The organism is Streptomyces sp. NPDC091412 (assembly GCF_044756885.1).
In the GTDB taxonomy this organism is placed as follows: domain Bacteria; phylum Actinomycetota; class Actinomycetes; order Streptomycetales; family Streptomycetaceae; genus Streptomyces.
The window spans coordinates 130288-151065 of the sequence record NZ_JBIVTV010000014.1 but is presented as its reverse complement, the minus strand read 5'-3'; the positions used below and the strand labels follow the sequence as shown (position 1 = coordinate 151065).

23 protein-coding genes and 1 pseudogene are annotated in these 20778 nt (G+C 73.1%); 14 read left to right on the top strand and 10 right to left on the bottom strand.

The window, feature by feature from the left end:
* The first annotated feature begins 107 nt into the window (after positions 1-107).
* The 3 genes from ACIQMV_RS28450 (at position 108) to ACIQMV_RS28440 (ending at position 3182) form a co-directional block, all read left to right on the top strand.
* Positions 108-464, top strand: coding sequence for a YciI family protein (locus ACIQMV_RS28450; protein ID WP_402596213.1), 357 nt, complete (start codon positions 108-110; stop codon positions 462-464).
* 383 nt (positions 465-847) lie between these two features.
* Entirely contained in the window at positions 848-2218 is a 1371-nt protein-coding gene (locus ACIQMV_RS28445; protein WP_402596244.1) for an RICIN domain-containing protein, read from the top strand.
* 55 nt (positions 2219-2273) lie between these two features.
* A complete protein-coding gene (locus ACIQMV_RS28440) occupies positions 2274-3182 on the top strand; it encodes an oxidoreductase (protein WP_398228475.1) in 909 nt (302 codons plus the stop codon).
* 40 nt (positions 3183-3222) lie between these two features.
* On the opposite strand, the gene ACIQMV_RS28435 is transcribed toward ACIQMV_RS28440, so the two are convergent.
* Complete coding sequence (locus tag ACIQMV_RS28435) at positions 3223-3930, bottom strand: dienelactone hydrolase family protein (RefSeq protein WP_402596212.1); 708 nt, start codon at positions 3928-3930, stop codon at positions 3223-3225.
* A gap of 328 nt (positions 3931-4258) precedes the next feature.
* Between ACIQMV_RS28435 and ACIQMV_RS28430 the strand changes: the two genes are divergently transcribed.
* The 4 genes from ACIQMV_RS28430 to ACIQMV_RS28415 all read left to right on the top strand — a co-directional run bounded on the left by ACIQMV_RS28430 (position 4259) and on the right by ACIQMV_RS28415 (position 7168).
* Positions 4259-4633, top strand: coding sequence for a BlaI/MecI/CopY family transcriptional regulator (locus ACIQMV_RS28430; RefSeq protein WP_141364375.1), 375 nt, complete (start codon positions 4259-4261; stop codon positions 4631-4633).
* On the top strand, positions 4630-5565 hold the full coding sequence (locus ACIQMV_RS28425) for a M48 family metalloprotease (RefSeq protein ID WP_141364377.1): 936 nt from the start codon (positions 4630-4632) through the stop codon (positions 5563-5565). The genes ACIQMV_RS28430 and ACIQMV_RS28425 overlap by 4 nt, the downstream gene beginning before the upstream one ends.
* A gap of 89 nt (positions 5566-5654) precedes the next feature.
* Positions 5655-6053, top strand: a complete 399-nt coding sequence (locus ACIQMV_RS28420) for a VOC family protein (RefSeq protein ID WP_402596211.1) — start codon at positions 5655-5657, stop codon at positions 6051-6053.
* A gap of 44 nt (positions 6054-6097) precedes the next feature.
* Positions 6098-7168 (top strand): adenosine deaminase, encoded by a 1071-nt coding sequence (locus ACIQMV_RS28415; RefSeq protein ID WP_402596210.1) that lies wholly within the window; start codon positions 6098-6100, stop codon positions 7166-7168.
* On the opposite strand, the gene ACIQMV_RS28410 is transcribed toward ACIQMV_RS28415, so the two are convergent.
* Both ACIQMV_RS28410 and ACIQMV_RS28405 read right to left on the bottom strand, forming a co-directional pair.
* On the bottom strand, positions 7150-7665 hold the full coding sequence (locus ACIQMV_RS28410) for a DinB family protein (protein ID WP_402596209.1): 516 nt from the start codon (positions 7663-7665) through the stop codon (positions 7150-7152). The genes ACIQMV_RS28415 and ACIQMV_RS28410 overlap by 19 nt on opposite strands.
* A 52-nt stretch (positions 7666-7717) precedes the next feature.
* Positions 7718-8611 (bottom strand): LysR substrate-binding domain-containing protein, encoded by an 894-nt coding sequence (locus ACIQMV_RS28405; protein WP_402596208.1) that lies wholly within the window; start codon positions 8609-8611, stop codon positions 7718-7720.
* A 129-nt stretch (positions 8612-8740) separates the two neighbouring features.
* On the opposite strand from ACIQMV_RS28405, the gene mgrA reads away from it, so the two are divergent.
* Positions 8741-9733 (top strand): L-glyceraldehyde 3-phosphate reductase, encoded by a 993-nt coding sequence (gene mgrA, locus ACIQMV_RS28400; RefSeq protein ID WP_141364387.1) that lies wholly within the window; start codon positions 8741-8743, stop codon positions 9731-9733.
* 102 nt (positions 9734-9835) lie between these two features.
* Here mgrA and ACIQMV_RS28395 read toward each other — a convergent pair.
* Positions 9836-10277 (bottom strand): annotated as a pseudogene (locus ACIQMV_RS28395) (nuclear transport factor 2 family protein).
* Between the two features lie 304 nt (positions 10278-10581).
* On the opposite strand from ACIQMV_RS28395, the gene ACIQMV_RS28390 reads away from it, so the two are divergent.
* Complete coding sequence (locus tag ACIQMV_RS28390) at positions 10582-10992, top strand: hypothetical protein (RefSeq protein ID WP_401774327.1); 411 nt, start codon at positions 10582-10584, stop codon at positions 10990-10992.
* On the opposite strand, the gene ACIQMV_RS28385 is transcribed toward ACIQMV_RS28390, so the two are convergent.
* The gene (locus ACIQMV_RS28385) at positions 10976-12157 is read right to left on the bottom strand and encodes a streptophobe family protein (protein WP_253266470.1); all 1182 of its coding nucleotides are present in this window, start codon (positions 12155-12157) and stop codon (positions 10976-10978) included. The two genes, ACIQMV_RS28390 and ACIQMV_RS28385, sit on opposite strands and share 17 nt — an antisense overlap.
* Before the next feature lie 233 nt (positions 12158-12390).
* Between ACIQMV_RS28385 and ACIQMV_RS28380 the strand changes: the two genes are divergently transcribed.
* Positions 12391-12846, top strand: a complete 456-nt coding sequence (locus tag ACIQMV_RS28380; protein ID WP_402596207.1) for an ATP-binding protein — start codon at positions 12391-12393, stop codon at positions 12844-12846.
* An 84-nt stretch (positions 12847-12930) separates the two neighbouring features.
* On the opposite strand, the gene ACIQMV_RS28375 is transcribed toward ACIQMV_RS28380, so the two are convergent.
* Positions 12931-13815 (bottom strand): RNA polymerase sigma factor SigF, encoded by an 885-nt coding sequence (locus ACIQMV_RS28375; RefSeq protein ID WP_402596206.1) that lies wholly within the window; start codon positions 13813-13815, stop codon positions 12931-12933.
* Between the two features lie 326 nt (positions 13816-14141).
* Between ACIQMV_RS28375 and ACIQMV_RS28370 the strand changes: the two genes are divergently transcribed.
* The gene (locus ACIQMV_RS28370) at positions 14142-14570 is read left to right on the top strand and encodes a helix-turn-helix domain-containing protein (RefSeq protein ID WP_402596205.1); all 429 of its coding nucleotides are present in this window, start codon (positions 14142-14144) and stop codon (positions 14568-14570) included.
* 67 nt (positions 14571-14637) lie between these two features.
* Here the strand turns inward: ACIQMV_RS28370 and ACIQMV_RS28365 are convergent, their stop codons facing one another.
* The 3 genes from ACIQMV_RS28365 to ACIQMV_RS28355 all read right to left on the bottom strand — a co-directional run bounded on the left by ACIQMV_RS28365 (position 14638) and on the right by ACIQMV_RS28355 (position 17210).
* Positions 14638-15240 carry a ClpP family protease gene (locus ACIQMV_RS28365; RefSeq protein ID WP_402596204.1) on the bottom strand — a complete coding sequence of 201 codons (603 nt, stop codon included), beginning with the start codon at positions 15238-15240 and terminating at the stop codon, positions 14638-14640.
* Between the two features lies 1 nt (position 15241).
* A complete protein-coding gene (locus ACIQMV_RS28360; RefSeq protein WP_281155923.1) occupies positions 15242-15898 on the bottom strand; it encodes a ClpP family protease in 657 nt (218 codons plus the stop codon).
* Between the two features lie 109 nt (positions 15899-16007).
* Positions 16008-17210 carry an epoxide hydrolase family protein gene (locus ACIQMV_RS28355; RefSeq protein WP_402596203.1) on the bottom strand — a complete coding sequence of 401 codons (1203 nt, stop codon included), beginning with the start codon at positions 17208-17210 and terminating at the stop codon, positions 16008-16010.
* A 169-nt stretch (positions 17211-17379) separates the two neighbouring features.
* Between ACIQMV_RS28355 and ACIQMV_RS28350 the strand changes: the two genes are divergently transcribed.
* Complete coding sequence (locus tag ACIQMV_RS28350) at positions 17380-17862, top strand: VOC family protein (RefSeq protein ID WP_402596202.1); 483 nt, start codon at positions 17380-17382, stop codon at positions 17860-17862.
* A gap of 90 nt (positions 17863-17952) precedes the next feature.
* Here ACIQMV_RS28350 and ACIQMV_RS28345 read toward each other — a convergent pair whose 3' ends face one another.
* Entirely contained in the window at positions 17953-18960 is a 1008-nt protein-coding gene (locus tag ACIQMV_RS28345) for a zinc-binding alcohol dehydrogenase family protein (protein ID WP_402596243.1), read from the bottom strand.
* 189 nt (positions 18961-19149) lie between these two features.
* Between ACIQMV_RS28345 and ACIQMV_RS28340 the strand changes: the two genes are divergently transcribed.
* Together ACIQMV_RS28340 and ACIQMV_RS28335 are read left to right on the top strand one after the other, a co-directional pair.
* Positions 19150-19947 (top strand): VOC family protein, encoded by a 798-nt coding sequence (locus tag ACIQMV_RS28340; protein WP_402596242.1) that lies wholly within the window; start codon positions 19150-19152, stop codon positions 19945-19947.
* Positions 19948-19978: 31 nt separating this feature from the next.
* Positions 19979-20683: a ribonuclease H gene (locus ACIQMV_RS28335; RefSeq protein ID WP_402596201.1), complete on the top strand. Its 705-nt coding sequence runs from the start codon at positions 19979-19981 to the stop codon at positions 20681-20683.
* Positions 20684-20778 lie beyond the last annotated feature (95 nt).

The following is a 20778-nucleotide window of genomic DNA, read 5'->3' as shown; positions in this document are numbered from 1 at the left end:
GATGGCCGGGGAAAGGATTCCGCCGAGGCCGTCGGGCGAGGTGCCGGTGCGGTGGCCCGCCGTTCGTGTACGAGGTGGGACGACGGCACGACGCCAAGGAGAACGTCATGAAGTACTACCTGCTCAGCGTGATCCAGCCGGCCGAGGGCGAGCCGCCCTCGGCCGAGGCGCTCGCGCGGATCATGCGCGACGTCGAGGGCTTCCACCAGGAGCTGCGCGAGGCGGGCGCCTGGGTCTTCGCCGGCGGGCTGCACGGCCCGGAGACCGCCGTCGTCCTGCGTCCCCGGGGCGGTGAGGTGCGGGTCACCGACGGCCCCTACACCCAGGGTGACGAGTACCTGGGCGGCCTGTGCCTCATCAAGGCGCCCGACCTGGACGCGGCCCTGGAATGGGGCCGGAAGGCAGGACTGGCCACCACCCTCCCCATCGAGGTGCGGCCGTTCCTGCATCCGGCCGGGGACTGATGCCCGGCGCATGCGTCGTCGAGGCCGGCGCCGAGTACGGCCGCGCCGTCTCCGGCCCGCCGGAGCAAGGGATTTGACTGGTCTATACCCTTGACTGGTACAGGCCCTTGCGGTTGAGTGCCCCCAACCCCCCACCGCGGCCGCCCCCCACACCGTGCCCGGTACCACCGGCGCATGCGCACGAGGACCGGCTCCGTCCGGCCTCGCGGGGGTGCGGCCGTGCTCGACGGGCCCTCGACGTCGCGCCGGATGCCGACCGGTTCCGCTGACGTCCGGCCGCCGCGCGTGGTGTCATGCACCTGACCATCCTGGCCGACGGTGTCCTCGGCCGCCGGGGCGCTCCCCCGGGGTACGGCCACCGTCCGGACGAAGGGCACACCGCCATGCGCACCCCCCACGCGCTGCTCGCCACGACCGCGGCGCTCGCCGCCGCCGTGGCGCCCCCCGTTCCAGCGAGCGCCACGGCACAGGCTCCGGCCGCCGGGGCGTACTACGTCCAGAGCGTCACGACCGGTCTGGCCGCGGCGGCCGCCGGTGCCGGCGCCGTGGAACAGCACAACCCCAGGGGCGACGAGGACCACCAGCAGTGGAACCTGAGGGCGAACGGGCCGTCGTACGTCCTGGAGAACGCCGATCTGACCGGGACCTGCCTCGGCCGTTCGGGCGACCAGGCGCGCACCGTCGCCTGTACCGACACGGAGGCGGCCTGGGAGATCGCACCGGCCGGGGACGACCAGTACACGCTCAAGTCACCCGGCACCGAACGCTATTTGACCGTCGCCGCCAAGCCGTCCGGCGCCAACTACCCGGCCCCGTTGGCCATCGGGTCCGCGGGCGATCCGGCCCGCTGGTACCTCACCCCGGTGACACCGAACACCCGGCCCATGCCGCCGGCGGACCGGCGCACCCTCGATCAGGTCACCTTCCTCACCGCCCACAACGCCTACGCCAACGGAGTCGACGGCGGCTTCGCCCCGCCGTTCGTCAACCTCTTCCCCAACCAGAGCCGTGGCATCAACCAGCAACTCGCCGACGGAGTACGGGGGTTCATGCTGGACATCCACCAGACCCCGGACGGCGCGATCCTCTGCCACAACAGCTGCACCCTGGTCAGCAGGCCGGTCGCCCTGTGGGTGGACCTCCAGCGCATGGTGGACTTCCTGGAGGCGCACCCCGACCAGTTCGTCACCGTGTTCCTGGAGGACTACGTCGATCCGGGCGTCCTGCGCGCCGAACTCGCCCGCGTCCGGGGCCTGTCCGACGTGCTCTACCGGCCCGACCGGACCGGAGTGCGCAACGGCGGCTGGCCCAGGATGACCGATCTGATCGCGGCGAACGACCGGCTGCTGATCCTCACCGACCACAGCCGCTCCGCCGACGAGGCCGCGGGCCTGGCCCGGGACGGCTTCGGCGTGATGTACCAGCGCGAGTGGACGGTCGAGAACCACTGGTCGATGGGGCCGGGCCTCGGCGCGTCCGACTGGTCCTGCCACAGCCGCTGGTACGGTGCCGACCTCAACATCCCGCTGACGCACACCGAACCGGGCTTCCGGCCGCTGTTCGTGATGAACCACTTCCGCGACAGCACGATCGCCGCCACGGCACAGACCGACAACACCAAACTCGCCGACCGCGCCCAGCGGTTCTGCGAGCCCGCCGCACGCAAGAAGCCCAACTTCCTCGCCGTGGACCGCTACGACCTGGGCAACCCGGCGTCCGCCGTCGACGCGCTGAACACCCACACATATCCCTGACATCCGCCCGTACGGCGCACGGGACCGCGGCACGCGGGTGTGCGAGACTCCGCCGATGACCTCCGAAACGATCACCGCGGACGCCGCGGGCACCTGGGAACTCGGCGACCTGCCCGTCCACCGCATCGGCCTCGGCGCGATGCGGCTGACGGGCAGCGCCGCCTTCCATCTCGGCACGCCGAGCGACCGGACCCGTTCGATCGCCGTCCTGCGCCGCGCGGTCGAGCTCGGCGTGAACCACATCGACACGGCGGCCTTCTACTTCTCCGCCCGGCGCTCCGCCAACGAGCTGATCAACAGCGCCCTGTCCCCGTACCCGGACGGCCTGGTCGTCGTCACGAAGGTCGGTCCGTTCCGGAACTGCTCGGGGGAGTGGGGTCCGTCCGCGCGCCCCGACGACCTGCGCGGCCACGTCGAGGAGAACCTGCGTCAGCTCGGCCGCGACCACCTGGACGTGGTGAACCTGCGCCGGATGGGGCAGGACTCCATCGCCGAGCACTTCGGCGCGCTCGCCGAACTGCGCGAGGAGGGCCTGATCCGCCACCTCGGCGTCTCCGACGTGGAGCCGCGCCACCTCGAAGAGGCCCGGGCCATCGCGCCGGTGGTGTGCGTGCAGAACCGCTTCGGGCTCGATCTCCACGATCCCGGTACCGACGAACTGCTGCGGGTCTGCGGCGAGGAGGGCATCGCCTTCGTGCCGTTCTTCGCCATCGCGGGCGAAGGCGGCTCCCAGGGGGCGGCGGACGGTGCGCACGACGAGGAGGTCGCGGCCGTCGCGAAGGCCCACGACGCGACACCCGCACAGGTCCGGATCGCCTGGACCCTCCAGCAGGGCCCGCACGTACTGGCCATCCCCGGCACCGGCAACCCCGACCACCTCGTGGAGAACGTGGCCGCGGGCGCCCTTCGCCTCACCGACGAGGAGATGGCCCGTCTCGACGCGCTGCACGCCGGGACCGACTGAGCGTTCTCCCGCGCCCGCCGGTCCCGGCATCCGGTCCCGGTCAGTCCAGCTGCCGGTGCAGGAACGCCACGGTGCTCTGCCAGGCGCGATCCGCCGATCCTGGGTCGTGGCTGGGGCGGCGGTCGTTGAAGAAGGCGTGGCCGGCCGGGTAGAGGCGGAAGTCCGCGGTGACGCCCGACTGCCGCCGGATCGTCTCGCCCAGCTCCTCCACCTGCTCCGGCGGGATGCTCCGGTCCTGCTCCCCGTAGTGGCCGAGGAGCTGGGCGCGCAGCCCGGAGAAGTCGGGCAGCTCGCCGCGGACGACGCCGTAGAACGGCACGGCCGCGCTCACCCGCGGCTCGACCGCCGCGAGGTACAGCACGAACCCGCCGCCCATGCAGAAGCCGACCGCGCCGACCGTGCCGGAGGTGACCTCGGGCAGGGACAGCAGGTGGCCGACGGCGCCGGAGAGCAGTTCGACACCGCGGGCGACCGGCAGGGCCTTCATCATCCGCAGGGCCTCGTCGGCGTCGTGCGCCACGCTGCCGCCGTACAGGTCGGGTGCCAGGGCGACGAAGCCCTCGGCGGCGAGCCGGTCGGCCACGTCGGCGATGTGGTCCGTCAGCCCCCACCACTCCTGGATGACGAGGACGCCCGGACCGCTTCCCGACGGGGGCAGCGCGAGGTAGCCGTGCGCGGTGGCTCCCGCGCTCGGGAAGGTGACGTTCTGCCGGGCGGGCGTCTCGGCGGGCCTGGGCCGCTCGGACATGGCGCTCAACTCCTTGCCGGGGTGTGGATCGGGCCCCGCCGGGGGTGACGGAGGGCCTCCCCGGATCCTTACCGCGTTCGCCGTGCCGATTCCGCCCGCCGTTCACGGTCCGGTTCGCGCCCCTTCGTACGCTGGTGCCGGCGGTCCGGTCGCGCGGCGGGCCGCCGGAGCGCACCGGGGCGCGGGTGCGCGCATCCCCGCGGCCGTTCCCGGCGGCTCCTTCCATAATGGGCGGGCGGCGAGGCCGCGAGCGGATCACGGCGCCAGACTGACTACAATCATGTAGACGATCTATGACTGTGGGCGACGACGGGGTGAGGAAATACCCATGACCGACGACGACAAGGACGAACGCAGGCCGGCCGGCGAGCTCGAAGCCAGCGTCATGGCCGTCCTGTGGGCGGCCGGCGCGCCCCGGACCCCCGGCCAGGTCCAGCTGGGCCTCGGCGCCGGCCTGGCCCGCACCACGGTCACCACCATCCTGACCCGGCTGCACGACAAGGGCGTGGTCGACCGCCGCCGCCAGGGGCGCGGGTACGCGTACTACCCGGTCCAGGACGCGCACGGGCTGACCGCCCGCCGCATGCACTCCGAGCTCGACCGCGACACCGACCGCGAGACGGTCCTCGCCCGCTTCGTCGCCCAGCTCAGTCCCGACGACGAGCGCGTCCTGCGCGACCTGCTCGAACCAGGTGAGCGATGACCGCGGCCCTGCTCCTGCTCCTGCCCCTGCTGCTGCCGTTCGCCGCGCCGGCGCTGGCCCGGCGCGCGCTCGACCGCCTCGCCCCCGTCACCGCGCTGTGGATGATCACCCTCTTCGCGGTCGTGCTCGCCGGCTGCTCCCTCGCCGCGCTCGGCGCCTTCGTCCTCACCGGCCTGCTCAAGCTGCCCCTCGTCGCGGCGCTGGGCGAACTCGTCCACCCGCTGCCCACCGCCTCCGACCTGGTGGTCGTCCCGGCGGCCGCGATCTCCGTCGGGGTGCTCGCCGTGTGCGCGTGGACGCTCGGGCGCGCCGCGCTCAGGGAGTTCCGCGCCTTCCGCAGCGCGCACACGGAGGCCGGCCGCAGGCCCGCCGCCGGCGACCTGTGCGTGGTGGACTCCCCGCACCCGGACGCCTACGCGCTGCCCGGCCGTCCGCACCGCATCGTCGTCACCACCGCGATGCTCCGCAGCCTCGACGCGGCCGAGCGTGAGGCGCTCTTCGCCCACGAGCGGGCCCACAATCGGGGCGGCCACCACTACTTCCTGGCCGCCGCCGAGCTCGCCGCCCACTGCCATCCCGCGCTGCGACGCGTCCGCGGGGCGATCCGCCTCGCGGCCGAGCGCGCCGCCGACGAGGCCGCGGCCGCGGCCGTCGGCGACCGCCGACTGACCGCCCGTGCCATCGCGCGCGCCGCCCTGGCCGGACAGGAGGCCCGCTCCGTGCGCCCGGAGTTCGCCCCCGCCGCCACCTCCGGCCCGGTCCCGCACCGCGTCAAGGCCCTCCTGGCCGCCCCGCACGTCACGCGCCGCGCCGCGACCCGGATCGCCGCGCTGCTGATGGCCTGCGCCGCGGTCTCCTTCGCCGCCTCGGCGACCGGCATGATCGACTTCCATCACCGGGTCGAGGTCGCCCAGGGCGACACCTCCCGCTGAGCCCCTGCCGACCGGTCCCCGAGATGACTGGCGCGGGTGAGGTTTTACGTATAACCTCACCCGACGATCGCCCGTTCCGAAAGGCCCCAGTGAGACGCATCGCCCTGATCACCCTCGTCGTCGACGACTACGACGAGGCGATCCGCTTCTACACCGGAGCGCTCGGCTTCCGTCTCGCCGAGGACGCCCCGCGCCCGGACGGCTCCCGCTGGGTCGTCGTCGAACCGGGCGACGGGACCGGGACCGCGCTGCTGCTGGCCCGCGCCCGGACCGGGCCCCAGCGCGCCCGGGTGGGCGACCAGACCGGCGGACGCGTCGGGTTCTTCCTGCACACCGGCGACTTCGCCCGCGACCACGCCCGGATGCGGGCGGCGGGCGTGACCTTCCTGGAGGAGCCGCGCCGGGAGCCGTACGGCACGGTCGCCGTCTTCGAGGACCTGTACGGCAACCGCTGGGACCTGCTCCAGCCCGCCCCCGACGCCGGCTGACCCGCCGAACACCACCACCGCTCGACTGCCCTAGGAAACGCCCCATGACCGCGCCCCGCATCGACACCGACACCCTCCGCCGGCTCCCCAAGGCCGTGCTGCACGACCACCTCGACGGCGGCCTGCGCCCCGCCACCGTCGTGGAACTCGCGGACGCGGTCGGCCACACCCTGCCCACCACCGACCCGGCCGAGCTCGCCGCCTGGTACTACGACGCGGCCAACTCCGGCGACCTGGTCCGCTACATAGCCACCTTCGAGCACACCCTCGCCGTGATGCAGACCCGAGAGGGCCTGCTGCGCACCGCCGAGGAGTACGTCCTGGACCTGGCCGAGGACGGCGTCGTCTACGGCGAGGTCCGCTACGCCCCCGAACTGATGGTCAACGGCGGGCTGACCCTCACCGAGGTCGTGGAGACCGTCCAGGAGGGCCTCGCGGCGGGCATGGCCAAGGCGGCGGCCCAGGGCACGCCCGTCCGGGTCGGCACGCTGCTGTGCGGCATGCGGATGTTCGACCGCACCCGGGAGATCGCCGACCTGGCCGTCGCCCACCGCGACGCCGGTGTCGTCGGCTTCGACATCGCCGGCGCCGAGGACGGCTTCCCGCCCGCCGACCACCTGGACGCGTTCGAGCATCTGCGCCGCGAGAGCGTGCCGTTCACCATCCACGCCGGCGAGGCGCACGGCCTGCCCAGCATCCACCAGGCCCTCCAGGTGTGCGGCGCCCTGCGCATCGGGCACGGCGTGCGCATCACCGAGGACATCGTCGACGGCAAGCTGGGGCGGCTCGCCGACTGGGTGCGCGACCGCCGGATCGCCCTGGAGATGTGCCCGACCTCCAACCTCCAGACCGGCGCCGCCACCTCGATCGCCGAGCACCCCATCACCGCGCTGAAGGACCTCGGCTTCCGGGTCACCCTCAACACCGACAACCGCCTGGTGTCCGGCACCACGATGACCCGCGAGATGTCGCTGCTGGTCGAGCAGGCGGGCTGGACGGTCGAGGACCTGCGCACGGTCACGGTCAACGCCGTCAAGAGCGCGTTCATCCCCTTCGACGAGCGGGTGAGCCTGATCCGCGACGTGGTGCTGCCGGGCTACGAGTCCGCGCTCTGAAGCAGCCCCCTGACGTAGGCGGCCTGTCCGGCGTGCTGGAGATCGTCGGACAGGACGCTTACCAGGCGCACGCCCAGCGTGACCGGGGGGTCCCAGCCCTCGTCGACGACGCTTTCCAGGTCCTTGGCGGTCACTTGGCGCAGGGCCGTCAGGGTCTGCTCGTGCACGGCGTCGTAGTAGCCGGTCAGCAGCCGACCGGAGTCGACCCGTACCTCCGCGACCTGCGCCGGACTGTGCCCGTAGCCGGTGTCGCGGCGGTTCAGGGGGAGCCCGAAGCGCTTCTGCCAGTCCCGCGCCAGCCACACCTGGTCGAGACCGAAGGCGTCGGCGACATGGTCGTCCTGCACGCGCGCGAGGTGCCAGACGAGCCAGGTCACGGAGTTGGCGTCGGCGGCGGGACGGGCGTTGAGCCATGCGGCCGGCAGGCCGCTGACGACGGCATGGACCTCTTCCCGGATGCGGCCGTAGCCCTCGATGAGGATGTCCTTCGCATGCATACGCCCACCTTGGCGCATCACTCCCCGTCCCGCGTCCGGAACACGGTCTCCGTCAGACGGTGCCGGGCTCTTCCGGTCCGAGCAGGGTGATCAGGGCGCGGGCCGCCGGACTGGTGGCCTGTTCGGACGGCAGCAGGGCGACGGTCTCGTACTCCGTCTCCGCGGCGCCCTTGAGCGGCACCGCGGTGAGCGAGGGCCGCTTGTGCCGGAAGTGCCGGGGGACGACGGCGATGCCCAGGTTCTCGTCGACCAGGTCGAGCAGGCTGTGCACGTCGTTGACCTCCAGGGCCACCGTGCGCCGGACGCCCGCGGCGGCGAAGGCGGCGTCGGTGGTGCGGCGCGGCCCCCAGTCCGGGTGGAAGTCGACGAAGACCTCGCCGTCCAGGTCCCGCGGCGTCAGGACGGCCTCGGCCGACGCGAGCCAGTGCCCCGGGTGGCACAGCACCGTCATCGGCTCGCCGGCCAGGGACACCGAGCGCAACTGGTCGGTGTCCGCGCGGGTCCGGTAGGCGAACGCCAGGTCGAGCCGGCCGGCCGCGACCTCCTCCGCCAGCGCTCCCGAACCCGTTTGCCGCAGCCGTATCTCCACATCCGGATGCCGCCGCCGGAACGCGGCGAGCAGCCCGGCCACGTGCACCCCGGCGATGCACTGCTCGGTGCCCAGCGAGAGCGTGCCGCGCAGCACGCCCTGCACCGCCGCCACCGCCTCGTGCGCCGCCCGCACCTGTGCCTGGATCCGCTGCGCCTCGCCGAGCAGCGCACGTCCGGCCTCCGTGAGCGTCACCCGGCGCGTGGTGCGCACGAACAGGGAGGTCTGCAACTCCCGCTCCAGCGCCCGGATCGACGCCGAGAGCCCCGACTGGGAGACCATGAGGCGTTCCGCCGCCCGCGTGAAGTGCCGGTCCTCGGCGACCGCGACGAAGTGCTGGAGATGACGCAGTTCCATGATTGAGCAGCCTAACCGTTGAATCCCATCGGATTCTCCTGTTGGACCGCTGCCCACGGGGCGCGCGAGAGTGGGGACACCGGTTCCGCCGGAACCGTTCACCCCCGTGCCAACCCTGATGGAGTCGCGTTGTTCACCGCCCACCCCGACCGTTACGCGGACATGCCCTACCGGCGCACCGGACGCAGTGGCCTGAAGCTCCCCGCGCTGTCGCTCGGCCTGTGGCACAACTTCGGCCCGGACCGCCCGGTCGACACCCAGCGCGCCATCCTGCGCCGTGCCTTCGACCTCGGCGTCACCCACTTCGACCTGGCCAACAACTACGGCCCGCCGCCCGGCGCCGCCGAGTCCGCCCTCGGCGACGCGCTCCGCGCCGACTTCGTGCCGTACCGCGACGAGCTGGTGATCTCCACCAAGGCCGGCTACCTGATGTGGCCCGGACCGTACGGCGAATGGGGTTCCCGCAAGTACCTGCTGTCCTCGCTCGACCAGAGCCTGAAGCGGATGGGCCTGGAGTACGTCGACATCTTCTACTCGCACCGCCCCGACCCGGACACCCCGCTGGAGGAGACCATGGGTGCCCTGCACTCGGCGGTCCAGCAGGGCAAGGCGCTCTACGTCGGCGTCTCCAACTACTCCCCGGAGCAGACCCGTGAGGCCGCCCGGATCCTGGGCGAACTGGGGACCCCGCTGCTGATCCACCAGCCCCGCTACTCGATGCTCGACCGGCGCCCCGAGGACGAGGGCCTCCTGGACACCCTGGACGAGCTCCAGGTCGGCTCCATCGCCTACTCCCCGCTGGAGCAGGGCCTACTCACCGCCCGTTACCTCGACGGCATCCCCGAGGACTCCCGGGCGGCGAGCGACAGCCCCTTCCTCGACTCCGCCGCGCTGACCGGCGAACTGGTGGGCAGGCTGCGCGCGCTGGACGAGATCGCCAAGTCCCGTGGGCAGTCCCTGGCGCAGATGGCGCTGGCCTGGGTGCTGCGCGGCGGACGGGTCACCTCGGCCCTGGTCGGCGCGAGCAGCCCGCGGCAGCTGGAGGACAGCGTCGCCGCGACGCGGTCCCTGGACTTCGACGCGGAGGAGCTGGCCCGCATCGACGCGGTCGTCGCGCCGTAGGACACCTCCGGCCCACGACACGGGCCGGAAGCGCGCTCGTACCGGCCCCGGCGGACGCTCCGCCGGGGCCGGCCCTCATGCCCGGGCGGGCACCCGGTCGCCTCATGCCCCGGCGGGTACCCGGCCGACGAAGCCGAGGACGGTCCGGATCCTGCCGTCGCCGTCCAGGGTGACCACGTCGGACCCGGCGACCGGCGCGGAGCCTCCCCCGGAGGGGTACCCCCGGCCTCGCTCACCAGCTCCGAGGAGAAGCGTGCCGTGTCGTGGTGCCCGTCGACGGCGCCGGTGAGCCGGAAGGCGAACTCGGTGAACTGCTCGCGGGCGGCGGTGATGACGGCGGCGATCTCCTCGTGGCCGCCGGCGTCGGCTGGGGTCCCCCCTGCTCGACGAGCTTGGGGGAGGAGCGGTGCGGCTGCCGTCCGGGGTCCAGGCGTCGGCCAGCCGCCTTCGCCCGGGCCTGGGCGTCCGGCGCGTTCCAGGCCTCGAAGCAGCGGGTGAGGTGACGGCGATCGTGTACCGGTCGGACCGCGCGGACATGCTGAATCAGCCTCCATCGAGGTCGTCAACGCTGGTCGGAGCCCGGGTGCCGGTGATCGGCGACCCGATGGGACCGCCCTGCCGCGCGGGTGTCGCCGGGGTCGATCACCGCGCGGGTCATGCCCGCGTGGTCACGGACTGTCGCGCTTTCGGCCACCTGGCGTGATGAATATGCCAGGAGACTGGCTGGAAAGTCGTGGTGACAGTGGTTCAGTAGTGAACATACTCGAATTCAGGGGCACTTCACCGCATAAAAGCCGCACGCAGGGCGAGGCGGGCCGGCCGGCCGGCGACGCTACGGGGGAGGAGCAGTGCACGACGAATTCCTGTGCCATGTCACCGCGTACGGGGTGTGCGACGGCCGCCGCATCGGCGTACCGCTCGGCACCTACCGGGCGCCCACCCTGGCGCTGGCCCTGTGGTGGCTGCGCGACCGCGCCTCCTGGATCGCCGAGCGGCTCGACCCCGGCCCCGACACCCCCCATGTCCCGCCGGGCGCTCTGGTCCCGGTGCCGGAGTCCGTGCCCGACGTCCCCGGCATCCTGCGGGCCTGGTGCGCCGACGCGGCTCAACAGGAGATCGCGGCCGACGAGTTGACCGAGGGAAGGCTGGTGCGGATCGCCGCCGGCGACGAGACCACGGAGTACGAACTGCTCGCCGAGTCGGTGGACGCCCTGCGCATGCACCGGACCCTGCCCGCGCTCGTCATGCCGATGGCCTGACCGCCCGGTGACGTGACCGGTGCGCCGGCAGAGCCCCCAGGAAGCCCGTGACCAGACCCCACAGGGCGGCGAGACCCAGCGCGCTCCAGAACCGGGGACGCAGCAGCAGCTCTCCCGAGAGGTTGCCGCCCACCTCGCCGATGCCGAGGAGCGACAGACCGTAGTGCGCGGAGATCCGGCCCACGGCACAGATCGTCAGGACCGTCAGCACCAGGGCGACGGCCATGCGCAGGGCGTGCCGCCAGGCCGGCGTCCCGGCCGGGGAACGCGCCGCCATCAGGAACGCGGCACCCAGCAGCAGCACCGCGTCCACGGCCACCAGCCACCACACCCGCCCGTCGTGCTCGGCGAGCGTGCCCAGGTTGAGCGTGGAGACGTCCGGAGTGCGCAGCACCTCGTCGAGCAGGTGCGGCATTGGCAGCCCGAACGGGCCGTCCACCCGGCCGTCCCAGGTGGCCCCCAGGCCGATGGTGAACACCGGCCAGACCACGTTCGGCAACCCGAGCAGGATCACGGCGAAGTGCTCCGCCGGGCGCCCGCGGGTGGCCGCCGTCACGAGCGCGACGACCAGTCCCACAGCCACGCACGCGAGCAGCAGGGCCACCATGGCGTACGCCGCCGGACGCACCGGCTCCCGCCATCGCAGCAGCCGCGACGGCAACGGTGCCCCGGGTGCCACCAGCAGGGCCAGCACCAGCACGCCCGCCAGCCACAGCAGCCCGAAGACCACGGTCAGCGGCACCTGCGCGGCGAAGCCGACCTCCGGCGCGGCGCCGAACAGGCCGCCGATGACGCCGAGCACCCCGTCGCCCAGGTCGATGGCGAAGGTCTGCCGGGCGCCCAGCGCCAGACCGATCAGGGCGAGCAGCCACAGGACGGCGATCCGGGCGGCCCACCCGGCCAGTTCCCGCGTCCCGGCCACCGCACGATGCCGCAGCGGCCGCAGAAAGCCCGCGGCGACGACGAGCGCGCCGGCCAGCGTGACCGACAGCGGCATCACCGTGATGCCCGCGTGGGTCCGGGCGAGGTCGCCCGCGTCGCCCGACAGCTCCACGCTGCCGCCGACCGCCGTCACCAGGGTCGCGGCGACCACCCGGGGGAAGGCGTTGTCGGGGAGGCTCGCCGCACCGGCCGCCCACAGCCCGAGCGCGGCGACCACACCCATGCCCACCACCGCGGCCAGTACTGTGGCCAGGGCCTGTGCCCAGCCGTGGCGGGCCGCCGACGGGACCGGGGGGCTCACGGGGCTCACACCGCAACGCTATGCAGGGCCCCGGCGCCGCGCCTGCCGGAAGGTCCGTCCGCGTCCGCCGGCGGGCGGGGACTGCCGGGCGCGGCTCGGGGTAACAGCACACATGCAGCAGTGTCCGGCCTGGCCGGCTTCCGAGAGAGACACGCATGACCGACCATCTGGACGGGGCAGTGATAGCGACTGGCTTCGACGTTCCCGTGGAACCGCTCCGGCGGGCGACGCACTACACCGGCGAACCGGGTTGCATCGCCGAGGCGCGTTCCTTCGCCGCGCACTTCCTGGACCAGCTCAGGACCGAGTGGTGCGCCGAGATCGGCCGCCGTTGCGGCGACGCGCTCCTGCTGGTGGTCAGCGAACTGGTCACCAACGCCGACCGGCACAGCGACGGGCCGTACATCCTGGAACTGGAGGGTACGGACAACGCGGTGAACGTGTGTGTGTACGACAGCAGCGCCGTACTGCCCCGGCGCTTCCCCCGGGATCCGCGGCGCGTGGGCCGGCACGGCCTGGAGATCGTGCACGCGCTGGCGCAGGAAGTGACCGTGGAACGCGTCCCGGTGGGCAAGCGGGTCCGCGCGCTGGTCGAGCTCGGCGGGGAGTGACCGGCGCGCGGCCCGCGCGGGCGGCCCCCAGGGTCTGGCGGGGGTCCGGCAGGAGGCGTCAGGCGCAGCCCACGGCAGGAGGCGTCAGGCGCAGCCCAGTTCGCCGAGCATGCCCTGGCGCAGCCGGGTGATGATCCGCTTGATCAGCCGGGAGACGTGCATCTGCGAGCAGCCGAGCCGTTCGCCGATCTCCGCCTGGGTGGCCTCCTCCACGAACCGCAGATGGATGATCTGCCGGTCGCGTTCACTGAGCCCGGCCACCAGCGGCGCGAGGGAGTGGAAGTCCTCGACCAGCCTGATCCCGTCCTCCTCCACGCCGATGAAGTCGGCGAGCACCGCCTCGCCGTCCTCGGGTCCTTCACCGGTGAGAGCGGCGTCCAGCGACGCGGAGTTGTAGCCGTTGGAGGCGATCTGGGCCTCGACCACCTGGTCCTCGGAGATGTTCATGAGCGTGGCGAGTTCGGCCACCGTCGGGTCCCGGTCCAGGCGGCTGGACAGCTCCTCGCGCGCCCGGGCCAGTTCCACCCGCAGCTCCTGAAGCCGCCGCGGCACGTGCACCGCCCACGTGGTGTCACGGAAGAACCGCTTGATCTCGCCGACGATGTAGGGCAGGGCGAAGGAGGTGAACTCCACCTCGCGCGACAGCTCGAACCGGTCGATGGCCTTGATCAGGCCTATCATCCCGGTCTGGACGATGTCCTCCATGTCGTCGCCGCGGTTGCGGAACCGGCCGGCCGCGAACCGCACCAGCGACATGTTCATCTCGATGAGTGTGTTGCGGGCGTACTGGTACTCGTGCGTGCCCTCGTCGAGTTCCGTCAGACGCCGGAAGAAGTGGCGGGACAGCTCGCGCGCGTCACGCGGAGCGACCGACCGCGGGTCCGCCACCCCCGGCAGCGGCTCGCCACCCGTCACGGCCTCCCGGGTCTCCTCGACCGCTGCCCCGGACCGGATCACGGTGGTGTCCATCGCCTCTCCCACGTAAGTCACGGTTCGCCCTCTGCCTCGTCGGCCTGCGTACGTCTGTTCCGGCGCCGGCGGCACCGAGCGGTTGCGCGACCCCCGTGTACCCGGCCCGCCGGAATGTATGCGCGCCGCCGGCCTCGGGGGTCGTGCTCCGCTCCCTGCCTGCCGGGCCGTTGGAGCTGCGGATACCCGGAGTGACCCGGCACATGCCCTTCGTGTGCCGGGCGGCGCGAATTCGCCGGTACGAGGTGGGGAGTTCCGGCCGCGAATTCACCCAGGGCGCAACCGCCCTCCCCTCCGCCCGCGTCCGGGACTCCTACGCTGAGGGGATGAGCGAACGAGCGCCGAACCAAGCCCGCGTCATCCCCCTGCGCCCGCCGGCCGCGCGCCCGGGGCCGTCCCGTCCGGCATCCGGACGTCCCGCCCAGGGCAGCACTCCGGCGGCCGCGCCCAGGGAACCTCTCTGGCGCGATCTCGTCGGCGACGTCCTGCGCCGCGAGCGGCAGGCGCAGGAGCGCACACTCAAGGACGTCGCGGACGCGGCGCGGATCTCGATGCCGTATCTGTCGGAGATCGAGCGCGGCCGCAAGGAGGCCTCCTCGGAGGTCCTCGCGGCCGCGGCGCAGGCGCTCGGCTTCGGCCTCGGCGACCTGCTCTCACTCGCCCAGGACGAGCTGGCGCGGACCGCACGAAGCGGCGCCGTGCGCGGCCGCGGCCCGTCCGCCCCCCGTCACGACGGACTGTGCCTGGCCGCCTGACGGCCGTACCCGGGCCGGCGCCTCGGAGCCGCGAGCCGGACCCGTGCGAGGCGCCTGGCCGCGCGGGTCAGACCCGTGCGAGGCGCCGGCTCAGCACCTCGTCGGCCAGCCCGTACGCCACCGCCTCCTCGGCGGTGAACACCTTGTCGCGGTCCATGTCCGCGCGCAGAGTCGCCGCGTCGTGGCCGGTGTGCCGGGACAGCACCTCCTCGACCTGGGAGCGGATGCGGCTCATCTCCCTGGCCTGGACCGCCAGATCGGAGACCGTGCCCTGCCGGCCGCGGGAGGCCGGCTGCCCCAGCAGCACCCGGGCGTGCTCCAGCACGAACCGCCGCCCCGGGTCCCCGCCCGCCAGCAGCACCGCCGCCGTCGAGGCCGCCTGCCCCACGCAGAACGTGGAGATCGGCGCCTGCACGAACGTCATCGTGTCGTAGATGGCCATCAGCGAAGTGAACGATCCACCGGGCGAGTTGAGGTAGATCGCGATCTCCTGGTCCGGGGCCGCCGACTCCAGGTGGAGCAGCTGGGCGATGACGACGCCCGCGACGCCGTCGTCGATCTCGGTGCCGAGGAAGACGATGCGTTCGTTCAGCAGCCTGCTGAACACGTCGTAGGACCGCTCACCCTGCGCGGTCCGCTCGACCACGTACGGAACCGTGTACGACCCCATGTCACAACCCCATCCGTCGGCGCGAGTTGGCCGGGCGGATGTCGGCGAGCGACTCCACCACCCGGTCCACCATCCCGTACTCCCTGGCCTGTTCGGCCGTGAACCAGCGGTCCCGGTCGCCGTCCCGCGAGATCGTCTCCTCGCTCTGCCCGGTGTGCTCGGCGGTGATCCGCTCGATGGTCCGCTTGGTGTGCTCCAGGTTCTCCGCCTGGATCTCGATGTCCGCGGTGGTGCCGCCGATGCCCGCCGACGGCTGGTGCATCATGATCCGCGCGTTCGGCAGCGCGAACCGCTTGCCGCGCGCACCCACCGCGAGCAGGAACTGGCCCATGCTGGCGGCGAATCCCATCGCCAGTGTCGAGACGTCGTTGGGGATGAGCCGCATCGTGTCGTAGACGGCCAGCCCGGCGGTGACGGATCCGCCGGGGCTGTTGATGTACAGGGCGATGTCGGTGTGCGGGTCCTCGGCCGACAACAGCAGCAGTTGGGCGCACACCCGGTTGGCCGACACCTCGTCGACCTGGGTGCCCAGGAACACGATCCGCTGGGCGAGCAGCCCGGCCGCGAGGTCGTCGTCGAACCGGCTGGGCGGGGTGTCGTGCTCCTCGGCGCGCGGCGCGAGCGCGCCGGGGGAGAGGAGCGCGGTCGGTGGGGTCATCGGATCTCCTTGTCGTGCACGGATGCCGTCGACCCCACTGTCGGCCCGGAGCCACCGCCGTGTGCGGTTTCTCTGCCCGTGGCAGATTCGCCACCGGCAGAGCGGCCGGTCAGCCCTTCTCGCGCAACTGCCGGAAGAACGCCCGCACATCCGCGACCAGCAGGTCCGGCTCCTCCATCGCCGCGAAGTGCCCGCCCCGGTCGAACCGCGTCCACCGCACGATGTTCTCGGTGCGCTCCGCCCGGTGCCGCAACGGGAGTTGCAGCTCGGCCGGGAAGACGGCGAGCGCGGTCGGCGCGGTCGACGGCTCGGCGGGCGCGGCGGCCCGGCCGGAGGCGTGCGCCCGTTCGTAGTAGATCCGCGCGGACGAACCGGCCGTCCCGGTCAGCCAGTACAGCATCACGTCGGTGAGCAGCCGGTCGCGGTCGACGGCGTCCTCGGGCAGCTCCTCGGAGTCCGTCCACTCGCGGAACTTCTCGACGATCCAGGCGAGTTGGCCGACCGGCGAGTCGGTCAGCGCGTACGCCAGGGTCTGCGGGCGGGTCGCGTGCAGCATCGCGTAGCCGGTGCCCTCCCGCTGCCAGGCCTCCCAGCGCCGCCACGACGCGAGCGTCCGCTCCCGCTCCTCCGAGCCGAGCCCGGCCAGCTCCTCCCCGGTCGGTTCGGTGGACTGCTGTGCGCCCGGCAGCAGGTTCAGGTGCACGCCGATCACCCGGCCGGGGTGGGCGCGGCCCAGCTCGCGGGAGATCATCGCGCCCCAGTCGCCGCCCTGCGCGCCGAACCGCTCGTAGCCGAGCCGCCGCATCAGCTCGGCCCACGCGTCGGCGACCCGTCCCGCCTCCCAGCCCCGCTCGGTGGTGGGCCCGGACAGTCCGAAGCCCGGAATGGTCGGCAGCACGACGTGGAAGGCGTCGGCCGGGTCGCCGCCGTGGGCGGCCGGGTCCGTGAGCGGGCCCACGATGTCGAGGAACTCCACGATCGATCCCGGCCAGCCGTGCGTGACCACCAGTGCGGTGGCGTCCGGCTCCGGGGAGCGGACGTGGACGAAGTGCACGTTCGCCCCGTCGATCGTGGTCGTGAACTGCGGCCACCGGTTGAGCAGCGCCTCGGCCGCCCGCCAGTCGTACTCGTGCCGCCAGTACCGTACGAGCTCGCGCAGGTAGTCGACGGGAACGCCGTAGTCCCAGCCCGTGCCCGGCAGCTCGTCCGGCCAGCGGGTGCGGTCGAGGCGGTCGTGGAGGTCGTCCAGATCGCTCTCCGGGACGCTGAGCCGGAAGGGCCGGATGCCGTCGGCGGGCGGTGACGTCGTCATGCCCGCGATGCTAGTGCCGACGCCGCTCCTTCACCGGCGACCGCTGCCTGCCGCGGCACTGGTTCCGGCCCGCCGAAGCGCCCGCGGATTTTCTCCGGAAGCGCCGATGAGTTTCGCGGCGCGGGCCGGTCGATACACGTGACCGCGTCGCACACCCCAGGAGGAACCCGTGGCCACCGAAGGATTCACCACCTGTCTCTGGTTCGACGGCCAGGCCGAGGAAGCCGCCCACCACTACGTCTCGATCTTCAAGAACTCCACCATCGGGCGGATCGGCCGCTACACGGAGGCCGGGCCCGGCCCGGCCGGATCGGTGATCGCGGTCGACTTCGTGGCCAACGGCCAGAAGTTCGTGGCGCTGAACGGCGGTCCCCAGTTCACCTTCAACGAGTCGATCTCCTTCCAGATCCACTGCGAGAACCAGGAGGAGATCGACCACTACTGGACCAAGCTCACCGAGAACGGCGGCGAGCCCGGCCCCTGCGGCTGGCTCAAGGACAAGTACGGCGTCTCCTGGCAGGTGGTCCCGGACAAGCTCATCGAGATGATCGGCGACCCCGACGCCGAGAAGGCGGCCCGCACCACGCGGGCGATGCTCGCCATGCGCAAGCTCGACATCGCCGCCCTGGAAAGGGCGTACGCGGGCGAGTGACGGCGGGCGACGGGGCCGGTCCACCCATCCGGGGGAGTGGACCGGCCCCGCCATCCTGTGCACGGGCCGGGCGCGAGGTGCGGGCCCCGGTCAGGGCAGGTCGTTCACCAGCACCGCGGCCCCGTCGAAGCGGCCGGCCTTGAGGTCCTCCAGTGCCTGCGGGGCCCGGGAGAGCGGATAGGCGTGCGTGGTGGCGCGCACCCCGTGCCGGGCGGCCAGGGCGAGGAAGTCCCGGCCGTCCTCACGTGTGTTCGAGGTGACGCTGCGCAGCTCCTTCTCGTAGAAGAGCTCGCTCTCGTAGCGCAGCGGCGGTGTGTCGCTCAGGTGGATACCGGCCACGGACAGGACACCGCCGCGGTCGAGGGCCCGCAGCGCCACGGGCACCAGATCGCCCACGGGGGCGAACAGGATCGCGCTGTCCAGCGGCTCGGGCGGCACCGCGTACGCGTCCTGGGCCGAGGCCGCGCCCAGCTCCAGAGCGAGTCGCCGCGCGGCCGCCCCGCGGGTCATGACGTGCACCCTGGCGCCCTCCGCGAGTGCCACCTGCGCGCACAGGTGGGCGCTGCCGCCGAACCCGTACAGGCCGAGGCGTCCGCCGGGCGGCAGGGCGGCCCGGCGCAGCGCCCGGTAGCCGATGATGCCCGCGCACAGCAGGGGCGCGAGCGCGACGTCGTCGACCTCGCCGGGCAGCCGGTAGGCGAAGGCGGCCGGGACGGTCGTGTACTCGGCGTAGCCGCCGTCGGCGTCCCAGCCGGTGTACCGGGAGGCCGGGCACAGGTTCTCGGCGCCGCGCAGACAGTACGCGCAGGTGCCGTCGGTGCGGCGCAGCCAGGCCACGCCCACCCGGTCGCCGGGCGCGAAGCCGTTCACGGCCCGCCCCCGGCCCGCGACCACGCCCACGACCTCGTGGCCGGGCGTGATCCCGGCCCTGTGCACCGGCAGATCGCCCTCGGTCACGTGCAGATCGGTGCGGCACACCCCGCACGCCCGCACGTGCACCAGCAACTCGTCGTCCCCCGGCACGGGAATCGGCTTCGCCGTCAGCCGCAGAGGACCCTCCTCCACCGGCCGGGGCCCGGTCACCGTCCACGCCCGCATCGTGCCGTCCGTCATCCCGCCGTCCGCCATCTCGCGCCCCGTCCGCCGAAGGCCGCCCGGTCCGCCCCTGTCCGGTACACCTCTGTCCGTCCCAGTGTGGAACAGGCGAGCCCGCTCGGCGCGCGACCGGACCCGGGAGTCACTAGCGTGAGGGCGGGACACATCACCGAACGGGAGAGGGCGGCGGCCATGGCGCTACGACCCGAGGGAACCCCCTGCTGGGCCGATGCGATGTTCAGCGACCTCGAGGGGGCCAAGAGCTTCTACGCCGACGTCCTCGGCTGGACCTTCGGCGAGTCCTCGTCGGAGTACGGCAACTACACCCAGGCCTACGCGGACGGCAAGGCGGTGGCCGCCGTCGTACCGCCGATGCCCGGGCAGGAGGGGCAGTCGCAGTGGTGTCTGTACTTCGCCTCGCCGGACGCCGCCGCCACCGCCCGCAGGATCCGCGACAAGGGCGGCGAGGTGCTGATGGAGCCCATGCAGGTCGGCGACTTCGGCACCATGTGCCTGGCCCGGGAGCCCAGCGGCGCCGTGTTCGGTGTGTGGCAGGGCGGCACCCATGAGGGCTTCGAGGCGACCGCGGTTCCCGGCGCCTACTGCTGGGCGGAGGTCTTCACCCGCGAGCCCGCGAAGGCCGACAGCTTCCTCTCCGCCGTCTTCGGCTACACCGCCAAGCAGCTCCAGGACGAGGCGATCGACTTCCGTCTGTTCGACGTGGGCGGCGAGACCGTTCTCGGCCGGATGACGATGACGGAGGACTTCCCGTCCGAGGTGCCGTCGTACATCAACGTGTACTTCACCGTCGCGAACTGCGACGAGGCGGTCGCCGCCGCCACCGGGCGGGGCGGTGTGCTGCGCTTCGGCCCGCACGACAGCCCCTTCGGCCGGTTCGCGGCGCTCACCGATCCACAGGGTGCGAACTTCTCGGTGATCGACATCACCACGACGCAGGGGGAGAAGCCGCAGGCCGCGGACGTGTCCTAGGCGGCGGTCCGGAGGGCCCGGCCGGCGTGGCATGATCGGGCCCATGCGTGAACGTGTGGTGGCCGCCTGCGACGGGGCGTCGAAGGGAAATCCGGGTCCGGCGGGCTGGGCGTGGGTCGTCTCGGACGACGCCCGGACCCCCGCCCGCTGGGAGGCGGGAGCGCTCGGCACCGCCACCAACAACGTCGCCGAACTCACCGCGCTGGAGCGGCTGTTGACGGCGACCGACGCGGACGTGCCGCTCGAGGTGCGGATGGACTCGCAGTATGCGATGAAGGCCGTGACCACCTGGCTGCCCGGCTGGAAGCGCAACGGCTGGAAGACGGCCGCGGGCAAGCCGGTCGCCAACCAGGAACTGGTCGTGCGGATCGACGAGCTGCTCCAGGGCCGCTCGGTCGACTTCCGCTACGTGCCCGCCCACCAGGTCGACGGCGACCCGCTGAACGACTTCGCCGACCGGGCGGCCAGCCAGGCGGCGAGCGTGCAGCAGTCCGCGGGCAGCGCCCTCGGCTCGCCGGAGCCGCCGCCCGCCGCCCCCGCGTCCGCCGCCCCGCGCCGCCGCGCGAACGGAACCAAGGCGGCGCGGCCGGGCGCCGGCGGCGCGTCGTCCCGCACGATCAAGGCGAAGTTCCCCGGCCGCTGCGCGTGCGGCCGCTCCTACGCGGCCGGCGAGTCCATCGCCCGCAACGACCAGGGCTGGGGCCACCCGGAGTGCCGCACGGCGGCCGCCGGATAGCCCGTTCGGCACGCACGGGGCACCGGCCCCAGCGGTCGCCGCCGGCGCCCCTGCCCGGGTGAGCACCCGGAGCGGCCCGCTCCGTGCGGGCGGAC

Excerpts from the sequence above, each read along its gene's own strand:
- ACIQMV_RS28450 (WP_402596213.1), top strand. The coding sequence starts at position 108 with ATGAAGTACTACCTGCTCAGCGTGATCCAGCCGGCCGAGGGCGAGCCG.
- ACIQMV_RS28445 (WP_402596244.1), top strand. The coding sequence starts at position 848 with ATGCGCACCCCCCACGCGCTGCTCGCCACGACCGCGGCGCTCGCCGCC.
- ACIQMV_RS28440 (WP_398228475.1), top strand. The coding sequence starts at position 2,274 with ATGACCTCCGAAACGATCACCGCGGACGCCGCGGGCACCTGGGAACTC.
- ACIQMV_RS28435 (WP_402596212.1), bottom strand. The coding sequence starts at position 3,930 with ATGTCCGAGCGGCCCAGGCCCGCCGAGACGCCCGCCCGGCAGAACGTC.
- ACIQMV_RS28430 (WP_141364375.1), top strand. The coding sequence starts at position 4,259 with ATGACCGACGACGACAAGGACGAACGCAGGCCGGCCGGCGAGCTCGAA.
- ACIQMV_RS28425 (WP_141364377.1), top strand. The coding sequence starts at position 4,630 with ATGACCGCGGCCCTGCTCCTGCTCCTGCCCCTGCTGCTGCCGTTCGCC.
- ACIQMV_RS28415 (WP_402596210.1), top strand. The coding sequence starts at position 6,098 with ATGACCGCGCCCCGCATCGACACCGACACCCTCCGCCGGCTCCCCAAG.
- ACIQMV_RS28410 (WP_402596209.1), bottom strand. The coding sequence starts at position 7,665 with ATGCATGCGAAGGACATCCTCATCGAGGGCTACGGCCGCATCCGGGAA.
- ACIQMV_RS28405 (WP_402596208.1), bottom strand. The coding sequence starts at position 8,611 with ATGGAACTGCGTCATCTCCAGCACTTCGTCGCGGTCGCCGAGGACCGG.
- ACIQMV_RS28385 (WP_253266470.1), bottom strand. The coding sequence starts at position 12,157 with ATGGGTGTGGTCGCCGCGCTCGGGCTGTGGGCGGCCGGTGCGGCGAGC.
- ACIQMV_RS28380 (WP_402596207.1), top strand. The coding sequence starts at position 12,391 with ATGACCGACCATCTGGACGGGGCAGTGATAGCGACTGGCTTCGACGTT.
- ACIQMV_RS28375 (WP_402596206.1), bottom strand. The coding sequence starts at position 13,815 with ATGGACACCACCGTGATCCGGTCCGGGGCAGCGGTCGAGGAGACCCGG.
- ACIQMV_RS28370 (WP_402596205.1), top strand. The coding sequence starts at position 14,142 with ATGAGCGAACGAGCGCCGAACCAAGCCCGCGTCATCCCCCTGCGCCCG.
- ACIQMV_RS28365 (WP_402596204.1), bottom strand. The coding sequence starts at position 15,240 with ATGGGGTCGTACACGGTTCCGTACGTGGTCGAGCGGACCGCGCAGGGT.
- ACIQMV_RS28360 (WP_281155923.1), bottom strand. The coding sequence starts at position 15,898 with ATGACCCCACCGACCGCGCTCCTCTCCCCCGGCGCGCTCGCGCCGCGC.
- ACIQMV_RS28355 (WP_402596203.1), bottom strand. The coding sequence starts at position 17,210 with ATGACGACGTCACCGCCCGCCGACGGCATCCGGCCCTTCCGGCTCAGC.
- ACIQMV_RS28345 (WP_402596243.1), bottom strand. The coding sequence starts at position 18,960 with ATGCGGGCGTGGACGGTGACCGGGCCCCGGCCGGTGGAGGAGGGTCCT.
- ACIQMV_RS28340 (WP_402596242.1), top strand. The coding sequence starts at position 19,150 with ATGGCGCTACGACCCGAGGGAACCCCCTGCTGGGCCGATGCGATGTTC.
- ACIQMV_RS28335 (WP_402596201.1), top strand. The coding sequence starts at position 19,979 with ATGATCGGGCCCATGCGTGAACGTGTGGTGGCCGCCTGCGACGGGGCG.